This window comes from uncultured Anaerovibrio sp., assembly GCF_947302755.1.
GTDB lineage: Bacteria > Bacillota > Negativicutes > Selenomonadales > Selenomonadaceae > Anaerovibrio.
Window position 1 is genome coordinate 1 of sequence record NZ_CAMYWM010000008.1, and the last position, 21,529, is coordinate 21,529.

Consider the following 21,529-nt stretch of genomic DNA (forward strand, 5'->3'; position numbering starts at 1 on the left):
CTTTACTCCCACCTAAGAGGAGGGAGTCTTAGCACCCGTTAGCATCGGATAAATAATAGACAGAAGCTGCTTTTTTGCCCTATCCCAAAGCACATAAAAATAGACAGGAGCTGCCGGCTTTAGTGCCGCTCCTGTCCATTTTTATACTATATCTGATTTTATCGCTTGGACAATTCTTCAAGCTTTTTTTCCAGGGCCTTGATTTTCTTGCTCATATCATTGAGCTTCTTCATGTGGGCCTGCATGCGGAGCCATTCCTGATGGGGTCTGGCCGGGAAGCCGGCGTAGAATACGCCCTCCGGCGTATTGCCAATTATGCCGCTTCTGGCCGCAAATACGGAATTGCCCCCAATATTGATATGGCCCACCGTGCCGGTCTGACCCCCAAAGGTAACATTGGCCCCCGTATTGGTGGAACCGGAAATACCCGTCTGGGCCACAATCAAATTGCCAGGCCCAATATGGCAGTTATGTCCGATATGAACCAGATTATCAATCTTTGTTCCCCGGCCAATAATGGTGGAGCCAATGGTGGCCCGGTCTATACCGGCATGGGCACCGATTTCTGTATCATCCTCCAGCACCACATTACCCACCTGGGGAACCTTGGTATGCACCCCATCCTTGGTGGTAAACCCAAAGCCATCGGCCCCGATAACCGCTGAGCTGTGTACGATAGCCCGTTTCCCCACCTTACAATGCTCGCGAATGGTGACACAGGAATACAGGACAGCATCATCATCCACAGTGGCATATTGACCAACATACACATGGGGATAAATAACCGCCCTGTCACCAATTACCGCGTGGTCATCCACATAGGCAAAGGGCAAAATCGTTACATCCTTGCCCAAAGTGACCTCCTTGCCGATATGGGCCTCAGGACTTACCCCCTTTTCATGTTGGATAGGTGGTATGAAGGTGGTCAGCAGTACGGCAAAGGCGGCCCGGGGATTTTCCACATAAATGGCCGGCAAGGGGAAAGGCGTCTCCACACCATCAGGAAGCAATACGGCCCCCGCCCGGGACTTGGCCGCCTCCTCCACATGAGCCTCATCAGCAAAGGTAATGGCCTCACCGTCGGCTCCCTCAATATTATTAACACCACTAATAACAATAGACGGGTCTCCGGCCAGCCGGCCGCTCACCAGTGCTGCTATCTCCTGTAATGTCATTTTCATAATCCCAAATCTCCCTTAAAAGCCTTTGTTTACTGCAATTTGGCAATTACGTCATCCGTAACATCCACACCGCCGGTAATCATACCATCCTTGCCATTGCTTCTCACCACTGTATCCAGCTTCTTTTCCTTGGCAATAGTATCCATGGCAGCGTAAATCTTGGACTGCACCTGGGTTGCATATTGCTGCTGAATACCGGCCCCCTGCATTCTCAGCTGCTGCTGAAGCTCCTGGAACTTCTGGGCATCCTCTTCCGATTGGATATTGGCGCCCTGCTCCATCAGCTGCTTTTCAGCATTCTTCTGGAATTCCTCCATCCGGCTCTGCATTTCATCCATGGAGCTCTTTATCTGGGGAGCCTCTGTCTGAACCCGGGCATAATCCACATATCCAACATTTACCTTACCACAGCCTGCCGTTATCATCATGGCACATACTGCGGACATAGCCAAAACCAGTGTTTTCTTCTTAAAAATCATCGAATACGGCCTCTTTTCTTAAATCAAAACTCATACAGGGGACGTCTTAAGCTCCCTCTGAATAAAATACTATTGAATATTCTTAATTTCCTGCAGCATTTCCTGGGTCAGGTCCAGGGCATTAATACCGATAACCGGTGACTTGGGCTCATGCCACCGGCCAAAGCCAAGGCTATTATACTCCATCTCCAAAATATTATCCATAGGGTCAGCAATTATAAGATTTAAATGATGAACTATGGCCAGCTTCGCCGCCCGGCTGCAGATATCATCAAATATCTTTTTCTCCAGCAGCTTCATTTCCGTCAGCTTCAGCTCAAGGGTATTTTTTTTCTTGGCCAAATCCATCTTCCGTTGGATAGGCTTCATGGCCTCATCTATGGCCTGGGTGTTTCGGTCCTGGACCTGAAGCAGATGTTTCATTTCCTCCGCCTTGGCGTCATCCTTTATTTTGTTATGCTCAGCTATCATGCTGCGCCTGTCATCACCCAGAACCCGTTCCACCTCAGCCTCATATCGCCGCCGCTGGTCGGCCAGCAGCTTATTGTGACGGTCATCCCGTTCATCCTTGAGGCGGTTCCATTCCGCCTGCAGTCGGGCCCGTTCCGCCTCGGACAGCTCCAGGGTAGAGGCATTATCCGCCTTAATCTGAATATTGAGGATCCGATTGCCATATTCCTGGTCAATGGCCTCCTGCTCCCGGTCAAACTGGGGCTTCATCTTCTTATAAAGCTCATCGGCCCGTACCTTCAGCTCCTCGGATTTTTCCAGATAATGGTTAATAATTTCCAGATTGGCCTTCTGCCTGGCGGCATCCTCAAAGAGCTTGTTGTCAGCCTTGGCCGCCTCGGCAGTCATTTCAAAGCCCGTCAGCTTTAATTCAGCCTCCAGGGCTGCCGTCTCCCGCATCATGGTCTGGAGCTTCCCATAATCCCTGTGGGCCCGTATCAGCCGGCCCATATCCATTACGCCAACCTCCGGTTCCTGGGCAGCAGTCGGGGGCTCCTGACGGTTAAACAGAAAAAAAAGGGCTAAAACAAGAACCGTAATAGCCGCTGCGCCCATCCATATCTGCCTTTTTCTTAAGCTGTTATCCCGTGTCTTGTCCTTATCCTGCTTCTCCTTAACAGCCATAAGAATCCCCCTTTTTGTAACTAATAAAGTACCGAGCACCTGCGTGCTCGGCACTTCAATAGTATATTTTTGTACAATCCTCTTACTTGCTCAGCTTCTTGAGTACATCCTGAGTCAGGTCGGTGCCGCCATAAACAACAGCTTCCTTGTTGAGAACAACGGTAACTCCCTTGGCATCTGCTACTTCCTTAACGGCAGCCTCAATCTTCTGACGAACTGGCTCCATCAGATCAGCCTGCTGCTGCTGAAGACGCTGCATGGTCTGCTGATAATATTCCTGCTTCTGCTGGTCGTTCATGCTGGCAGCCTTTTCATTGAATTCATTTTCGGCATCCTGGGCCAGCTTCTGCATCTGAGCCTGCATGTCAGTTACATCCTTAATGGCACTGAACTGAGAATAATCCACCACACCTACATTGGAGGAAGAGGCTGCATTGGCAATGCTGCTGTTGGACTGGGATAAGGCCAAGGCCACTACAGAACCAACAAATACCAGAGCAATGAGAACGCTGATAATCTTAACCTGAGTTTTCTTTAACTGTACCATAATCTTTTTCTCCTTTGTGAATACATAATAATATTATTGCACTGTCACAGTGGCATATGCCCCATGACCAAACCTATTATACCCCAGAAGGTAAAATATTTCCATAAAATAAAATTAAAAATATCCGATAAAACGCAGCCACCTGTCATTATTGTCCACCACTGCCTCCATGGCCAAAAAATCATGGAGCTTGTACCGCAGGGCAAACTCATTGATATGGTCCTCGTCACGATATTCATAGAGAAGGGTTAACCGCTTGGCAAAATCATAGCCCAGGCCCGCCTTCCAGTATTTATCGGTAAGGGAATAACGGACATGGGTCCGTACCTTGGGCAGGATATCCCGGTATAGACCTAAATCAAAATACCAGCGAGTACTTTTGGGATAAAAATCCACCAAGGCGAACACCCCGTCCCGGCTGGTAAATTGCTTGGCAAACAGCCCCCGGAACATGACCTCACCATCATCCCGGCCATTGGACCGGCGTCCCAGATCCCCCCGGCCCTCAAAGCGGACCAGTACATTCCGGGAATCCGAGCGGCTCATAACCTCCATGCGTTCACTGGGCTTTATGGTAACCGCGGTATGCACGCCCCAGAATTTGGCCTCCGCCAAATCATCTATCCGGCGGCGGAGCAAATCCTCAATGGAGGCCCTATGCCGCTCTACGAAGGCCACAGGAACACCCACAAACATATCGGCTCCATCCTGCATGGTTTGCCTTTCCATAAGCAAAGCAGCATTAGGCAGGGTATCAGACCGCATGCTGAGGTCAATGGTCCGGACCACCGGCAGCAGCGGATACACCTCCACCGTTACCTTGGTATGGTCCCCCACCGTCACATCGAAATCAGCCCGAAATTCCGGTGCCCGCTCCGCCATAAATTCCTTTACGCGGTGCTTCATCACCCCATTGGTCCAGTCCACCGCCGCCACCGGCAAATCCTGCAGCATGTCCCGAAACAGCTCATCCAGGCCGGCAATATCCGCCAGCAGAAGGCCTTCCACCACCTGAGGCATCCCTACTACCCGGGTCTCCACCGTAATAGTATCAATCCGGTCATTCCAGCCCAGGAGCTCCACCAGAACCTCCAGCTGCTCACCTGGCACAAGGGTCACGGATTTAACTGTATAACCTACCAGCACCTTGTCAAAGACCTGTTGAATTATGCCTTCATAATAAGTCTTGCGGGCCAGTACCCCATGTATCTCCTTGCCCTCCAGCAGCTGGGCTCCGATGGCCTGCACACTTTTTTCCATGCGCTGGCATACCCCATCCGGGATATGACTATCACCGGAAACTACTGCCCTCACCTCCTCCACCTGTCCAGTGGAGCTGGAATAGGTCAGAGGCTGGGCATGGACCGCCCCATGGGATAAGCTGATACCGGCCATCAATCCCATGACCAGCACCAATATTATCAAACATCGGCCTATTAATTTTCCATTGTGATAAACCAGCTCCCCCATTAGAAGGAAGCACCCACATTAAAGTGGACTCTGTTACCCTGGGAGCCATGACCCACATCAATACGGATAGGGCCTACCGGGGTTTCCACCATAACTCCCACACCCACACTGGCATGGAAATTTTTCGGTGTCCAGCCGTTATTCCAGGCGGCACCCCAATCGGTAAAGACAGCACCCTTTATTTTATTGGCCAACGGGAAGCGGAATTCCAGACTCCCCACATACATGCTGTTGCCCCGGAACTGATCATCCCGGTAACCACGAAGGGTTCCCTGACCACCGATGCGGAACTTGTTAAAATAGCTCAGCTCACTGGTAGCATGACCATAGGCATTGCGCAGGGCCACAATCTGATTACGGCCCACCTTCTTATAAATAGAATCGTCAATGGTATATTTTTGGTACTTAAACTTACCCCCCAAACCGGCATATTCTACCGCCAGCCGCACATTATGACCATTGGTTGGGTACAAAATATTGTCCCGGGTATCTGTAGTATGGGACAGGGTAATGGAACGGGTGAGACCAAAATTCTCATCCCGCCAATCATCATAATCCGACGTGCTTCGGTCCAATCTACCGGACTTATGGTTATCATAGGTATCCTTACTGTTCTTGAAATAAATTCCATTGGAGGAGTACTCACTCATCGGACGGGTAAAGCCAAACTCAAAGCCTACAGCCTTCCGAAGCATTTCCTCAACCAGATCACCATTTGTATCATAGTCATTATACCTGTAGGTACGGTTATAAAGCTTTATACTGCCGGCAGTTTCCTTCTTGTCCAGCCATGGCTTGCGATAAGAGAACTGCCAGCCTCTGGCATCCTTGCTGGAACCGCTCATGGAATAGGTAATGCCTATGGAATCGCCGATACCCCGGAAATTGGAATCACCGACGCTGATCATGCCGATGATACCGTCGGCAGTACTGTAGCCTGCGCCCACGCCGAAGGTTCCCGTATTCTTCTCTGTTACATCAATTTCCAGCATACAGGCATTTGGCTCTACGCCGGGAATAGGCTTAATATCCACGGACTCAAAGTAATTAAGGTTGGTAATACGCTGATAGCTGCGGACAACCTCCTTCTTGTTGAGAGGCTCCCCCACCTTGGTACGCATTTCCCGAATAATAACCTTTTCCTTGGTCTTCTTCAGGCCCTTTACCTTGTAGCCCTCCAAAATACCCTCATTTACCTGAATAAGGATTTTACCCTTGTCATCGATGCCCATATCATGCACCTTGGCCATGATATAGCCATCATTGGTATAAACCTTCTTTATATTGGCCAAATCCTCCTGCAGGGAGATGCGGTTCAGCCGGTCCCCAGGCTTCAGCTGCATGGCATTAATCAGCTTCTTCGTGGATTCCCGTTCACTGTTCCCCGTAATCTCAATATCGGAAATAATTGGGGTAGTAAATACGTGATAAGTAAGGATTACCCCCTCGGGAATCTCCTCAAAGGTAGGGTACAAATCGTAAAAATAACCGGTTTCATAGATATTATTGGCATCCTTGGACAGGGCATCAATAGTTAGGGGATCCCCCACCTTGGAATACAGGGACAGCACGGCGGTATTGTATACATCCTCTGTGGCCCCCACCACCCTAATATCCATAATGGTCTTCCCCACCAGGGACTGGGCCACCGAGGTAATCTGATCATCAGTTGGTCTTTCCCCGTTCCACTTGTCCATTGCCGCCTGGCCGCCCTCATTGTTATCCTGGGTTACGGCAGCACTTAAGCTGGCGTCCACCTTTTCACCGGCAGCTGCCGGCTTTTTTTCATCAAGTGGTGCGGTAACGGTTTCATTGCCCTTGTCCACCACGGCTACCGCCTTGCCGTCAGGGATATTTACCATTACCCCTGATTGGGAAGGCTCCTCGGCGCAAGCCACCTGGGCCACTGATAAGCTGGTCATTACAGCCAAGGCGCAGGCCAAGGCTTTACTGTTCTTTTTGGAATTCTTTGAAGTAAATCTCAAAGGAAAAACCTCCTGTATACTTATTTCTTGTTTACTATGAACACTTAGTGAGCACAAGCCTACGGCGCAGTGGGAGCTTAGTGTTCGTTGTAAGGGCGTAGTGCGAAAAACCGTTTCGCACGGAGTTTACTAGGAAATCTTAGCGAAGCAAATCCGAAGGATGCAGATGAGCTTTAGATTTCGTTGTAAGGGCGAAGTGCAAAATATCATTTTGCACGAAGTTTACTCGCGTAGTACTTTGCCGGCAGCCTGCATCAGCTGCTGCAGCTCCTGATCAGGCATTGACGGTGCTAACCTGGATTCAGTCTCTCCAGCCGGAGGCTGAACCTGCTGTACGGCTTCACCGCCGGCCAGTTCCTGTCCCCCGGTGCCTTCCTGTCTGTACTCCAGGCCACTGTCGGCAGCCGTTACATGTTCCTCCACAACCGGGCCGGTAGTTACCGCCTGCTCCTTTGCCGGAGCGGCAACGGAAAATTCCCGCTCCCGGTCTGACGGCACATCAGTGGCGGGCTCTACAGCCCTGCTGCTGTGGAGAAATGCCACATAGCCCAGCCCCACCAGCAACGCAATAAACAGCGGTCCCAAGGGTACCAGCCATTTACGCCAGCCGCGGCCAAATTTGGTTTCCCTGGCCCGCTGCAGCTCAGCCTGGGCCAGCATCATATCCAAATCCCCCCGCAGGCTGTTTTCCCTGTCCATGGAGCTTTCGGCCCGCCCCAGCCAATCTCTGGCGGCGGATATATGCTTCCTGACTGCCTTATTATCTTTATTTTTGCGATCTTTATCCATAACTGCCTCCAACAGCAAACAATCCTATATGATAAAGTCGCCATTTAACCCGTTGACATAATTTGTCAAATTCACGGGAAAAAAGTCATTTTTTGCCAAAAAACAATGAATATCATCAATTTTCTGCCATATACCACTTACTTCCAATTGTGCATGAACCGGGACAGCATTCCCCGTACCCGGCGGACACCGCTTTTTTGCAGACGATATATGTGGGCGGTACTTACATTAAGCATATCCGCCACCGCCTTTATCTCCTGGCTGTTGACCAAAACCTGATTCAGCACCAGCTGCTCCTTTTGGGGCAGGCGTCCCATAGCCTCCAGTACCACATCTGAGGCCATATGAATTTCCGCCAGCTCAGGCACCGGCGTACCGGTATCCGCCAGCATATCCAGGTGGGACAGACCAGGCTCCGTTTCGGCCTCCAGACAGGCAATATCAGCGTTGCCCTCCTCCTTCATAAAGCGGTACATTCGGCCCCTTATACGGTACACCGCAAACAGGCTGAATGCCACCCCCTTATCCGGGTCAAAGTTCTCCACGGCTTCAATCAGCCCCACTGTCCCCTCCTGAATCACATCCATAATGTTATCCAGATCCTTAAAGGGCAGGGCTGTCTTGAACACCAAGGGCTGATAGGCCTCAATGAGCCGCCGCCTGGCATCGCTGCTGTGGTTCTGCTTAAATTCATACCACAGAGCCCTCTCCTGATCCGGCTCCAGCAGCCTTACCTTATTCAGTTCCTGTAGGTACTCAGATAACTGCATAAAATCCTTCTTTTCTGCTACTAGCGGGTTATTCTGGCATAGCCCATATCACTGTAAATCAGCTTTTCCTCTGCTTCCTCCCGCAAAGGCGAAGCGGTGGAGAACCGGAATTGGGTAGTCAGACCAAAGGTATGGGCATGCTTTTCATTCAGGAAATACATTAGATTGAGGTTATCCGTCAGCTCGTATTCCATACCGGCCTTATACTCATCGTTATTGACGCTCTTGGAGTAGGTCACCATAGTTTTGTCAGTAATGTACTTACCCAATTTGATATTATACACTTCAGTGTAATTTTTGTCGCCTGTTTTTTCACTAAGTAACTCCGAGGTATCCCGTTCTATAGAAAACAGGTCCAGATCCAGGGCATTTCTGAGGACATTTTCCACCTCGGAAAGCACCGTCATCTGCAGGCCCACATTAAACATGGCGGCAAATTTAGCGGAATCACTCATATTGGAGCTGTAATTGCTCCTCAGGGTAAGGAGCTGAATAATATTCATCTCCGACATCGGCGGCGATGACATAAGCCTGAACCGCATATGCTCCACCGGCCCATCCAGACTGACAAATACCCGGGTGCTGGCCACCTTGGTACCGGCCTTCAGGGTTATGGATGGATACAGGCTGTCACTGCGGTTGAACCTTATGGCCCCCTCATACACCTGGAAATTGGTTTTAAGGTAGCTTATGGTTCCCCTCTTCACCGTAATGGCCCCGCTGGTATGGGGCATCAGGGTGGTACCCTGGAAATGGGCCTCCCCCACCAGGACCACGTTGCCGAAGTTACCGCTGATATACCGGACGCCCTTGCCCAGCTCCACATCAAAATTCAGGCCCACCTCCGGCATCTCCGTACTGCTACTCGGGATTGGCGGCGTGGAAAGAATCACATTCTCCAAAAAGAGCCGCCCGGAGATACTTGGAATAGTTCTGGCTGCCACCGGTTCACCCATAATATATTCATCCGGCTTTTCCAGGCTGTCAATATTTATGGTTGTGGTCAATGGGCCGCGGAAGAAATCACTGCGCACATCCAGCCGATCCGCCTCAAAGCCCAGATGATAGCTTACCGGTGTCAGGCCATCCATTTCCGCATAACCGGTCATCCTGTAGCTGCCATCCCCCATCTTGCCGGTGAAATTTTCCAGCATAAAGGTATTCCCCAGCATGGACAGGCGCAGACTCACATCCGTAACCGGCTTTTCCACGCCCTTTATCTTATAGGCACCGGAGGAAACCGCCAGCGTTCCGGCAAAGGACGGGTGATCCGGGGTTCCGGTAACGGTTATGGTACCATCAGTTGGTCCCAGGGCCCATTCCACATATTTGGATAGGGTAGGCAGCAAACTAAGGTCGGCATCCTCCAGGGACACCTTCAAATTCATTTGACCATCCCCGCCCATACCATGATTTTGGCCGGCTGCCAATGGCACAAAGCCGGTTACCACTACCCGATTGGCGTTATTGCCCACCATTTTCTGGGCCACCAGGGGCTCCGTAACATGAAGTGTCCTGTCCTGAAGCATTAATTTGCCGGACAGGGTGTCAATGGCCGCTCCCAGAACCCCCAGATTTTCTCCATATATGGAAATATCCGCCATTGGATTGGCCGTTTGACCGGCCGCCTCCACATGACAATTTACCCAACCGGTAATATTGCCCTCATAGCCAGCCGCCCCTGCCAGAGCCCCTGCATCAATATTGGAGGCATCAGCGGTAAGGGACAGCTCACCGTCCAGATCAATGGTCCCCATGGCCGTAAATTTGCCCTGGACCCCCTCGGAGCCGGTCAGAGACTTTATATTTATTACCCGATTATCCATGGTGGCACTGCAATACACTTCATGTAACGGATAGGTGCCAAAATAGCCCTCCCCGATAAAGGCTGTCAGAACCAGACTTGGATTATCTATTACACCACCAATGTTACAATTACCATTAAGCTTGCCGGAGATATTATTATTCTGCCATCCCGCAATAACCCCCAGAGACCTGATATCCACCTTTTCCAGGGTTATATTGCCCCCAATGGCCTCCGTCACAAAATTATATTGGGCATTCAGGGTATACCTTCCTTCTCCCTGCTTCATATACATGTTTTGGAAGTAAATCCGGTGATTACGGTAATCAATATCCCCCGCCACCTTATCAAATTCCTCACCGCGGAGGATTACCCCATTGGAGGTAATGGCCCCGTGGAAAATCGGCGACGCCACATTGCCCGTCAGGGTACCGGTAAAATCAATATATCCATCCAAGGGAATTGGTGCCCTTCTGTCAAAATCATCCAGATTTATCTCCTTGGCCTCCACGGTAATATTCATATCCCCCCCGGAGGTTATGGTACCATTGCCGATATGGGCCTTAATGCCCGGTGATAGTATATTAATATTGCTGAGGGTCAGCAGATTATTCTCATAGGTATAATTACCGGTAATACTCTGGATGACAATTTCGTCATTGAATTTTCCCAGCTTGTAGTTAAAGTGACCATTTACCATTGGCTTATCCAGCGTACCCGTTACCTGAATTTCGTTATCCACGCTGCCGGTAAGGGGCAAATCCACCTCCAGGGCCTTCAGCATATTTTCCATGCGGGCATTGCGGGTAGATACGGTCAGCTTGACCGTCTTCTCCCCCATAAAGCCCATGAGACCGCTTACCTCCCAGCGATTGCCATTATCCCCTTCGATAATCAGGTCCTTGACCCCCACGCCGCGGAGACCGCCGCCGGCCTTACCATGAAGCCGTTTATAGGGCTGACAGAACAGCACTCCATCCCGGGCGGCAAAGGAGGCCCCAATCACCGGATTGTCCAGGGTACCCATCAATTTACCCCGAAAATCCCCGTTACCGGACACATCTGCCTCCGGGGCCAGCTTCTGAATAATGGACAAATCCACATTAGCCCCGTAGAAGCTGATATCCACCTCCTGGCCCAGAAGCAATGTCCCCTGCAAACCAATGTCGCCTCCATTGGCCAGCACTGCACTAATATAATCAACTGTCAGATTTTTATTTTGATACATAAAGGAACCATCCAGGTGCTGAACCCCAATGCCTGCATAATCCACACCATCGGCACCGATATTACCCATAATCCGGGTATCGCCAATATTATTTACGTTGCCGGTAATAAACAGATCAGCCGACCCACGGCCTGCCACGTCCCCCAGCTCCGGAAGCTGGGCAGCCACCTGGGAAAGCTCCACGCCCTCCCCCTTTACCTTCGCCACAAAATCAAAGGCAGCTGCATTGAAATCCCCCTCGGCGGTTACATGGCCCCCAAAGACATCGGCCCCAAAGCCGGTGACGGATACAGCCTGGTCAGCGTATTTTACCCGGGCCACACAGTTAGTAAAGCCGTAGCCACTAACCTGTCCCTGGGCAATCTTCACCTGGGCATCCACCACCGGATTAGTGGCATCCCCCGTAACCCGGGCATCAAAGGCCACGGGGCCGCTATATGGAATATTCTCCACCAGCACCCCTGGCTCAAAGCCCTTGGAGGACACCGTCAAATCGAGAATCGGCCGGCCATCCACCAGCTTTACCTTGCCCTTGGCCGTGGCCCGCTGGCCACTGGTGGTGGCATTCATAAACACCTGAATTCCCTGGTCCGTAAAGCTACACAGGCCATTAATATCCTCTACCCCTTTATCCATGATGACCACTTGGCCCTTTTCCAGCTCCAGCTGGCCGCTGTAGTATAGCTCCGAGCCCACCCGTTCTCCAGCGGCAGCTATCCGGCTGATCCGGCCCCGAATACTGTCCTTCCGTACCATATCCGCCGGTATAAGCCCCTCTGGTATAAGGGCAACATAATTGGCCAATTCCAAATCGGTAATCTCCACATCAAAGGTATCCCGCCGTCCGCCATAGGTGGCAGCCACCTTGACAGCCGCTCCCTGATTGGTTCCGGTTCCCTCAATGCGCATTGCCGGGTAATTGGCAAAATCCAAAGCTGCCTGCAGCTCCTCCACCAAAATATCCTGCCCGTTATAGGCCGTCCTCAGAGTGCCCTCCTTAATATGAACCTTGCCCGTAAATTTAGTGTCACCAGGCTCCCCGGACAGCAAATCAGAAAAATTCCAGCTGCCATCACTGCGCTGACGGATATCCGCCTCCACCCCTGTAAGGGTTACCTCCCGGACACCTTCAGCCGGGGAATTTTTAAGCATGGAAAAATAGCTGAAGGCCACCTTGGTATCAGCTACCCGTGCAATTATTTTATCCTGCTTGTCATATACCGCCACATCCTGTATATCCACTGAATTAATGGACTCCACCTTAACCAGGCCGATTTCCACCCTGGTTCCCAGCACATCGCTGGCAATGGATGCAGCATTGTCCGCTGCCTGTGTCATAAAGGACATGGAGGTAATATAACCGTAGATGCAGGCCATAATTACCAATACCACACCCAATATGCCGGCCGCTGCGGCTTTACCCTTGTGACTCATCCAAAATCCCCCTAGATATACCAATAACATATAGAAAAAACTGCCACGCAATACCGTGGCAGTCCACTACTTACAAATGCCTATTGCAATATAAGTATAGCATAAAAATATTACAAAGCTTTTAAAATTCTATTATTTTTTCGCCAGCTTGCTTTCAAATTTGCTGACATCCAGATCCACCATAATACCCATGGCCCGATCCAAATCAGCCTTGCTGTTATTGTACTGATAAAGGGCATTGTAATAATTGCTTTGGGCCGTAGTCAGCTTCTCCTCTGCATCCATTACATCCAGATTGGTGCCCACACCGGCAGAATACCGAACCTGGGCTATTTTATAGTCCTCCTTGGCCTTTTCCACAGCCACCTTGGTGGTTTCGATGCTCTTTTCCGCCGAGGTAAGATTCAGATAGGCCGTACGCACCTCCAGGTCTCCGGTATCCCGGGCGGCCTGGGCAGCCTCCCGGGCCTTCTCCGTGGCGGCCTTGGCCTGCTTTACCTTGGCCTGGGTTACATTATTGTCAAAAATATTCCAGCTCACATCCACGCCGGCATACCAGGTATTCTGGTTAAAGAAGGTGTCCTCCGGCTGATTATCCTCATGGAAGGGCTTGTCGCCGGCAATGGACTTGGACACAGCCGCATTAACCTTGGGCAGGGTTCCGGAAGCGGCCACCTGCTCCCTGGCCTCAGCCGCCTTTACCCGATAATCTGCCGCCAAAATATCCGGCCGGTTATGCTGGGCGTACTCCGAGCACTCATTCAGGGCGATTTCGTAGGGCATATAACCCAGCTCATCCTTTAAATGAAGCTCTGTGCCGCTGGGCAGTCCCACTATATTGTTCAGGGTGGCAATGGCCACATCGTACTTATTCTGGGCTGATACTACCCCCAGCTGGGCATTGGCCAGCTGGACCTGGGAGGCCAGCACATCGGACTTGGCCACCGTACCGGCATTATATTGGGCATTAACATTCCGCAAATGCTCCTCCAGGGTTCTCACGGAATCCTGGGATACCTTTATCTGATTGCGGCAGTTCAGGGCATTAAAATACGCAGCCTGGGTTCTGGCCTTAATGGTCTGCTTCGTCCCCTCCACAGTGAGCTCCGTGGCATCCAGGGACAAATCAGCGGCCTTGATGGTCCCTTCCAGCTGACCGCCGGTGTAAATCGGCATGCTTACGGAAACCGTATTGGCGAACAGCCCATTGGTATCCGCCATGCTGTACATCTTGCCCCCTACCCGCCGGGCACTGGTGGACCAGTTCAGGGTTGGTCCGTGACTGCGGCGGGCCTCGTGACGGGCCCATACCGCTGCATCATAATCATCAATGGCACTCCTGAGGGTATGGTTGTTATTCATCGCCATATCCACACATTCCTCTATATTTACCTCAAGGCTTTCCGCCAGGGCAGTTCCGCCCATGGACATGGTTATAACACCGCTGATTGCTAAAGCGGATAATTTCTTAAGACTATTAATTTTCATCAACAGATACCTCCTCCAAACCAGTATATTACACCTACTTGGTGAAAAAAACATGAGAATTGGATTAAAATATTCAACTAAAAGCTGCGCCGCAGGCCAAAATAGGTGGCCCTGGTACGACTGCGGTTAATGTCATTTACCTGGGTAAACAGGTAGGTATCGGGGGCCACCTCAAACTGCAGCCGGGACCGCAGCTTAAATTCATTGGGGTCGTAGGCATCCACCGAAAGCTGCACCTTGTCGCCGCCAAACAAATCCACCCCCAGGCCGGCCCTGCTGTCAATAATGCCGCCATGGACTCCGAACATATCTGACCGGGTTCCCCCCTGCAAATTGAAATAATTCTTCTCACCAATATCTGACACGCCGATTTTTCCATAGCTGCTGCCACTGTACAGGCCAAGGTCAAAATTGCTGGACCATTTGTGATTATTGCCGCTGTACATGGTCTCCAGGCCGCCTCCCACCTTGATACTGGAAATTTTGTTCATCATATTGTCAGCCCGTTCAGTAAGGTTCCGGGTATTGTGGATGGTCTGCTTCAAATCGTCGGCCACCTGGGGATCCGTTACCACACCCTCCAGGGACTTGGCCATATTATTAATCCGGCCGCTGGCCTCCGACAAATTATTTACGGCCAGCTTCAAATTTTCTGCCGTGGACCCATCCCCGCTGAAGGTATTTATCATATCCTCCACGCTGTTGGCACTGCGGGTAAGACTGGCAGTCATCATATTAAGGTTCCGGGCCATATTGCGGATATCCTCCTGGGAGCTCACCGTCACACTAGACAGGGAGGCCGTCATAACATTCAGATTGGCCGTTACCTGACGCATATTGGTGGAAATATCCTTCAAGGCCGTCTTGGTATCATTGTCGCCGATAATATCATTCATGTTGCCCAGCAGCTTCTGAACCTGTTGAAGGGCTTTACTGATTCCCTCCATGACATTTTCCATGCCGATCTCACCCTTGCCCTCCACATAGTCATCAGGCTGATAGCAATCGGACATATCGCTGTCCTTGTCCGGCTGTATATTCACGAACCGGGCCCCCATAACACCGTTGGAGGTTATGGAGAATTCCGACTTTTTGGGGATCTTCACCTCGTCCTTAATCTTTACCTTAACCAAAACCCCGGTGCCGCTTGGAGTAATATTCTCCACACTGCCTATATTGACACCGGCATAGGCCACCTCATTCCCCGGCGTTAAGCCTATGGCCTGAGTAAAGCCTACATACAAATTGTAGCTTTTTTCTCCCCCAATACTAAAATTGGTGAGAAAAACAAATACAGCAATTACCAGGGCCAATCCCTCCACGGTAAAGGCCCCCACCTTAACCTCTGTGTTCACCATTATGCCTCCTTGCCAATATACAGCCCCCGTAAAAAGGCCCGAACCCGCGGATCCTCTAATCTGCGAAATTTATCTACCGCTTCCACTGCAATAAGCTTCCCCTCATAAATCATGGCAATCCGGTCAGCAATGTGAATTGCACTGTCCATATCATGGGTTACCACAACCGAGGTTACACCAAATCGCTTCTGGGTGGAAATAATCAGCTCATCTATCTTGTCCGTCATAATGGGATCCAGTCCGGAGCTTGGCTCATCATAAAAGATTATCTCCGGGCCAAAGGCAATGGCCCGGGCCAGACTGACCCGTTTCTTCATACCGCCGGACAGCTCCCCGGGCATCATATCCTCCGTCCCGGGCAGCCCCACCACCTCCAGCTTTTCCTGCACAATGCGCTGGATTTTTTCTTCACTGTAATCCGTGTGCTCCCGCAGCCCAAAGGCCACATTGTCACCCACGGTCAGGGAATCAAACAGGGCCGAATACTGAAACACCATGCCCATATGCAGCCGGATTTTATCCAGCTCCTTTTCCCCCATGTGGGCGATATCCTTGTCCATCAGCCATATCCGGCCTTCAGTGGGCCGGTCCAGACCGATCATCAGCCGCAGCAATGTACTCTTGCCGGAGCCGGAGCCACCGATAATGGCCAGGGTTTCCCCCGTCTTTATTTCCAGATTTATATTGTCCAATACCACCTTGTCCCCAAAGGACTTGGTTACATTTTCTATCCTAATCATGGTATCCCTCCCTTATCACTTGTACAGTACCATGGAGAGGAATACGTTCAGCATAAATATTACCACAATGGCACTTACCACGGAACGGGTGGTGGCCTTGCCAACACCCTCGGCCCCCTCCGGTGCCTTCATACCGTAATAACAGCCTAAAACCGCAATTACTATCCCAAAGACCAGGGCCTTTACCAGGCCTCCGGTCATATCACTCAGCTCAGCGTACTTGGAAATGGAATCAATGTATACATAGGAGGAAATACCGGCGTAATATCTGGCTACCCCCCAGCCACCCACTACGCCAATTATATCACCGTAAACGGTAAGCAGGGGTACCATAGCCATACAGGCCAGCATCCTGGGTACCACCAGATAGCCCAGGGGATTGGTGCCCATTACCCGCAGGGCATCAATCTGCTCCGTTACCTTCATGGTGCTGATTTCCGCTGTCATGGCCGAACCCACCCGGCCGGCGGCTACTACCCCCACCAATACCGGCCCCAGCTCACGGCCGATGGCAATGGCAATAAGGCCGCCAACGGTGGACTCAGCCCCCATCTTGATGAACTCATGGGCCACCTGCAGGGTCATAACCATGCCGGTAAACATCATGGTCAGGGACACGATGGGCAATGTATCCACCCCCAAATGGGACATCTGATGAACAATATGCCCCACCCGGATTTTGGCTGGTATGGCCTTAAGGGTACCGATGAACAGCAGCATTACATCGCCGATAAAATATAACAGCTCCAGCACGGAAGCACCAATTTTTTCCAGAAACCTGACAAACATAATTTAAAGTCTCCATACAACCACTATACACGTAACAGACAGCTCCCTACCGGGTCAGCACAGCCGCCCTGGCCCCTGAGTAAGGGGAACCAGTGCCTGTCATAATGATATCAGTCTTCATCCTGTTTCTCCACAACCTTCAAGGTGGTATGTATCACATTTTCAATAACGTAGTCTGTAGCAGTACACTGCACCGCCTCCACCGGCTTATTATCCTCAGCCGTGGTCTTTTTCGGCTTTTTGCTGCCCTCCGTCAGCATTTTGGACTTCTTGATGGCCTCCTTGATGGCCGCCCGTTGCTGCTCGTCAGTCAAAATGGGGGCTGCCGCCGGCTCCACCACAATGTCATTGTTGTGGGGCGTTTTCAGCATATCCTTAATCTTGGCCTCCGTCTTGATGCTCTGATCCTCCTCCAGGGACTCATCCCCCTCCTGCTGGGCCAGCAGCAGCTTGGCCACATTAACCAGACCGCCACCATGCAAATCCAGGTTCAGGGTTCCCGGTAGCTGGGTCTTGGGTACAGTATAGGGCACCTCCACCGTCACCTTATCCTGACGATACGGCTTCAGGCTGGTTTTAAAGATTACCTTATCACCTGGGCACACCTCGGTTTTATCCGGTGTGGCCGATAAGATAGCCGCCGTCATCCGCTGATCGCCGATGAACACATCCACCTTAACATCGTAGATGTCCGCCTCCCGGTCCTTATTATTGCAGATGGTATTCATGATTTCATTAAGCTCGCCCACAGCCTGCTTGCCCACATCATTACCGCTGTAGAACATATTGGTCCGCTCTATACGGCCCTCCTCGCCCATGTCGGTGCGCACCACAAAATGCACCCTGGCCGTACCGGCCATTTCCCGGTCTATGGTCTTATACATGGAATCATATACCAGGGCCGTGGTAAGGATCGGCACCACTTCCTCATCATAGGCTATCAGGGAATGATAGGTCTGGGAATTGGCCAAATCGATGTCGTTTACCGTAAGAATAACCGGCACATTCTGGGGATATTCTCCCAAAATACCTGCCACCCCATCAATCCTGTCCTGATTTACCCGGCCAATAATCGAGGTCATATGACCGATTTTCATACCATCCAAGGGACCATGGGCCGTGGAAAATACGTCGGCTCCTGTCATGAAATAGTTCACATTGCCCCGATTGGTGTGACCATGACCAAAGGCCAGCACCTTTTTACCATCCACGGCGGTTACGGTACCCATGGCCCCCATGTAGTAATCCCCCACAATTTCAGCCACACCTACGGCCCCGCCTGGCTCCAGGGAAGCGTTGTAATCTATGGTGGCAGGACTGGCATTGGAATTCCAATTGGCCACCTCCCGCAGCTTCATACCCGGCAGCTTATCACTTAAAAAGTCCACGCCCTTAGTTGTAAAGCCGTTAACCAATTTCCAGGCCTTTTCCTGAATTTGGTCGTCATCCTCCTTCTTGGCCGTCGGTGCCGACTCCTGGCCCTGCTTTTGGGCCTCCAGCTCCTCCTTGGTTATATACCCCCTATGACCAACAGCTGGCTCCTGACCAGCATTAGCCTGACTGGCACCCTCCTGGGCCGCCTCACTGTGGGTATTATCTTTATTGGTCGCCTCCTGGCCACCCTTTTCCCTGTTTTCCTCAGGCTTTTTATCAGTCTCAGCCTTTTTATCGGCGTCAGCCTTTTTATCGGACTCAGTCTTTTTATCAGTCTCGGACTTTTTATCAGTCTCGGACTTTTTATCAGTCTCGGACTTTTTGTCAGCCCCAGACTTTACTTCCATCTCATCCTTTTTATCAGTATCGGCCTTTGTTTCTGCCTCAGACTTTTTATCAGCCTTCACCTTTTTATCAGTTTCAGCCTTTTTATCAGTCTCAGCTTTTACTTCCGTCTCAGCCTTTTTATCAATCTCGGACTTTTGGGCCGTCTCAGGCTTTTTATCAGTCTCAGCCTTTACTTCCGCCTCACCCTTTTTATCAGCCTCAGCTTTTTTATCAGCCCCGGACTTTTCCTCTGTCTCAGCTTTTTTATCCTCTTCGGCCTTCTTTTCCTCTTCGGCCTTCTTGGCCGCTTCCTCCCGCAGCTTCTTCAAATCCACCTGAGGAAGCTCCGACTTATTCTTGTTATCCGGCAAATCCCACAGCTTCAGCATGTACTCAATAGGCGTAACCATGACCCGCTTATCCAGGTACACATTATTAAAGGTGGCGGAAGCCGCTCCTATCAGCTTGCCGTCCACATAAATTGGACTGCCGCTCATACCGGATACTATACCGCCGGTGGTGCTTATCATTTCACCGGACAAATCCACTAAAATACGGGGAGAGGCCAGCTTGCTGCTGCTGCCATTTACCCCCACCACGCTCACATCAAAGGACCTTATTTCACCACTTTGGTCAATAATGGTATAGCCCGTCCCCGTCATCCCCGGCATAACCTGGGTAAGGGGCATAATCTCCGGCATGGCCCAGCACAAAGAACCAAGGCTCAGACTTAGGGCAATCCCCCCAGCCAACGCCTTTTTCTTCAATCTATATAAAAACTTTTTTATAGTAATCACCTCTTAGGATTTCGTTATCAATCACAACATACAACTAACATTATAGTATATCTGACCAAAAAACGATAGTAACAAATTTCATGGACCGATATGGTTTCCTGAACCCTTTAACATGATCGGGGAAGATTTTTTGAACAATGACGAAAAATGGGGGCTGGTAGCTTTAGCAGGCAGTGCCGCCGCTAAAAATAGCAGTCCCCATCTCTATTACCTGGCCAGAAAACCGTCCCTGTATATATGACCCTATTTGCGCTTTACCAGCACCGCATTGCCAATCCGTCGCTCCACACCCTCAGACGGACTGTTCACAATCTGGTTATTCACAATCATCTCTGAGGAACCGCCGCCATCCAGATTAAAGCCCTTCACTGCCCCGTATTTCACCAGCAGCTGGCCCATCTCCGTCAGGGAGGCCCCGATACTGTGACTCTGGCGGCCATCCACCACCATCAGCAGCAAATGACCATTATCCTTTAAGCCCACCGCTGTTCTGGGTGCCCGGCCACCGGCCACATCATTGCCAAACTGCTCCGCATTGGAGGCCACGCTTACCTGGCCATTGGCTACCAGCTGAGGACCTGCCCCATAAAAATCAGGAGCATCCCCCACCTCAGGGCCAAAGCCTTCCTCAATCACAGCCCGATCCCCTACCTTAATCCCGGCAAAATAGGCCTGGGACTGACCGTGGACCGAAACCACCGTACCATTGGCCGGAATCACGCTGTTCCCCTTGTTGATGGCCTGGACCCGGCCATTGACCACCACATATTCCGTACCGAACTCATTGGTACCGGTGGTATTGCCGTACAGGGAATTATACATAACAATGGAATCAGTGCCCCGTGGACAATTTACGCCCCAGAAGGATATACTGCGGCCGTTAACCTTCATGGCCCCGGAATAATTTCCCCGGCCGATGTCGTAGGAGCCGTCCTTGCGCTTAATGAGGCCGGTGCGATTCTGGGTACCAATTCCCGCCGTCTTCCCATTAATCCGTATATCACCGATGAGAAAATCCCCGCTCCAGTCAAAATAACCCCCATTTACTCCGGCCACTGCCCCGTTGCTGCTGGCTATGGAGGTCAGCTTCCGGAGACCCGAGGACACCTTGCCGGCCCCCAGGGCCATGGTAACATCGAACTTGGCCGGATCAACATCCAGCATATAGGCCGTCAGCATGCCCCGGCCATCTACCCGCACGTACTTACCCTTCAGAAGGCCCTCCTCCACCTGATTAAGGGACTCCTCCTCATATTCCTTGTTTATATCTATTACAATGCGGTTGGGATATTTCAAGGTATATACCTTGTTGGGCATAGCGGCCTGCATATCCACAATAACCTGCAGCGTATCACCGTATTTGCCCAGGATCAGATCCTTTACGGCTCCCCGGCCTGCCGGGGCCTCAGTCAATTTAGTGGAAACACCGTCAATATTAATTACCAGACGGGTATTGTTATTTTCGTATACCGTTGAATACTTCTTGGCATTACTTAAATCCAGCACCACCCGGGTATAGGTGGCATTGTCCCCCACCCGGATATTGTGCAGAACCGTGCCTGCACTGTCCTGCTTCACCGATTGTTTCGTCTGAACTGCCGGCTTGTTCACAATGGTCTTGGGTGCACCATAGGAAACACTCTCTCCCCAGCCAGCTGCATGCATAGCCAGAGCTGCGGCCAAAATAACTGCTGTCATCTTTTTTTTGCTGAAAATCATCGTTACACTGCTCCTATAAAATATATACAACTAAAGGGGCTACTGCCACAACCGCA

Annotated in this window: 15 protein-coding genes; all 15 read right to left on the minus strand. The window is 51.0% G+C overall.

All coding sequences use genetic code 11. The features are described 5' to 3' along the window. Positions 1-158: 158 nt before the first annotated feature. Entirely contained in the window at positions 159-1,181 is a 1,023-nt protein-coding gene (lpxD, locus tag Q0Y54_RS01720) for a UDP-3-O-(3-hydroxymyristoyl)glucosamine N-acyltransferase (RefSeq protein WP_297963656.1), read from the minus strand. A gap of 29 nt (positions 1,182-1,210) precedes the next feature. Beyond that, entirely contained in the window at positions 1,211-1,660 is a 450-nt protein-coding gene (locus Q0Y54_RS01725; RefSeq protein ID WP_297963658.1) for an OmpH family outer membrane protein, read from the minus strand. Between the two features lie 69 nt (positions 1,661-1,729). Then, on the minus strand, positions 1,730-2,794 hold the full coding sequence (locus tag Q0Y54_RS01730; protein ID WP_297963660.1) for a hypothetical protein: 1,065 nt from the start codon (positions 2,792-2,794) through the stop codon (positions 1,730-1,732). A gap of 82 nt (positions 2,795-2,876) precedes the next feature. Continuing rightward, a complete protein-coding gene (locus Q0Y54_RS01735; protein WP_297963662.1) occupies positions 2,877-3,341 on the minus strand; it encodes an OmpH family outer membrane protein in 465 nt (154 codons plus the stop codon). Positions 3,342-3,455: 114 nt separating this feature from the next. Continuing rightward, positions 3,456-4,811: an acylphosphatase gene (locus Q0Y54_RS01740; RefSeq protein ID WP_297963664.1), complete on the minus strand. Its 1,356-nt coding sequence runs from the start codon at positions 4,809-4,811 to the stop codon at positions 3,456-3,458. Beyond that, on the minus strand, positions 4,811-6,796 hold the full coding sequence (locus Q0Y54_RS01745; RefSeq protein WP_297963666.1) for an outer membrane protein assembly factor: 1,986 nt from the start codon (positions 6,794-6,796) through the stop codon (positions 4,811-4,813). The genes Q0Y54_RS01740 and Q0Y54_RS01745 overlap by 1 nt, the downstream gene beginning before the upstream one ends. 222 nt (positions 6,797-7,018) lie before the next feature. Then, entirely contained in the window at positions 7,019-7,585 is a 567-nt protein-coding gene (locus Q0Y54_RS01750) for a hypothetical protein (protein WP_297963668.1), read from the minus strand. 137 nt (positions 7,586-7,722) lie between these two features. After that, the gene (locus tag Q0Y54_RS01755; protein WP_297963670.1) at positions 7,723-8,355 is read right to left on the minus strand and encodes a sigma-70 family RNA polymerase sigma factor; all 633 of its coding nucleotides are present in this window, start codon (positions 8,353-8,355) and stop codon (positions 7,723-7,725) included. Between the two features lie 20 nt (positions 8,356-8,375). Next, complete coding sequence (locus Q0Y54_RS01760; RefSeq protein WP_297963672.1) at positions 8,376-12,821, minus strand: translocation/assembly module TamB domain-containing protein; 4,446 nt, start codon at positions 12,819-12,821, stop codon at positions 8,376-8,378. 132 nt (positions 12,822-12,953) lie between these two features. Continuing rightward, positions 12,954-14,309, minus strand: coding sequence for a TolC family protein (locus Q0Y54_RS01765; protein WP_297963674.1), 1,356 nt, complete (start codon positions 14,307-14,309; stop codon positions 12,954-12,956). Positions 14,310-14,386: 77 nt separating this feature from the next. Further along, entirely contained in the window at positions 14,387-15,667 is a 1,281-nt protein-coding gene (locus tag Q0Y54_RS01770) for an MlaD family protein (RefSeq protein WP_297963676.1), read from the minus strand. Next, positions 15,667-16,407, minus strand: a complete 741-nt coding sequence (locus tag Q0Y54_RS01775; RefSeq protein ID WP_297963679.1) for an ABC transporter ATP-binding protein — start codon at positions 16,405-16,407, stop codon at positions 15,667-15,669. The genes Q0Y54_RS01770 and Q0Y54_RS01775 overlap by 1 nt, the downstream gene beginning before the upstream one ends. A gap of 15 nt (positions 16,408-16,422) precedes the next feature. Continuing rightward, a complete protein-coding gene (locus Q0Y54_RS01780; protein ID WP_297963681.1) occupies positions 16,423-17,196 on the minus strand; it encodes an ABC transporter permease in 774 nt (257 codons plus the stop codon). A gap of 110 nt (positions 17,197-17,306) precedes the next feature. Beyond that, positions 17,307-19,724, minus strand: a complete 2,418-nt coding sequence (locus Q0Y54_RS01785) for a SpoIVB peptidase S55 domain-containing protein (protein ID WP_297963683.1) — start codon at positions 19,722-19,724, stop codon at positions 17,307-17,309. Positions 19,725-19,997: 273 nt separating this feature from the next. Further along, positions 19,998-21,473 (minus strand): phosphodiester glycosidase family protein, encoded by a 1,476-nt coding sequence (locus tag Q0Y54_RS01790; protein ID WP_297963685.1) that lies wholly within the window; start codon positions 21,471-21,473, stop codon positions 19,998-20,000. Between the last annotated feature and the right edge of the window lie 56 nt (positions 21,474-21,529).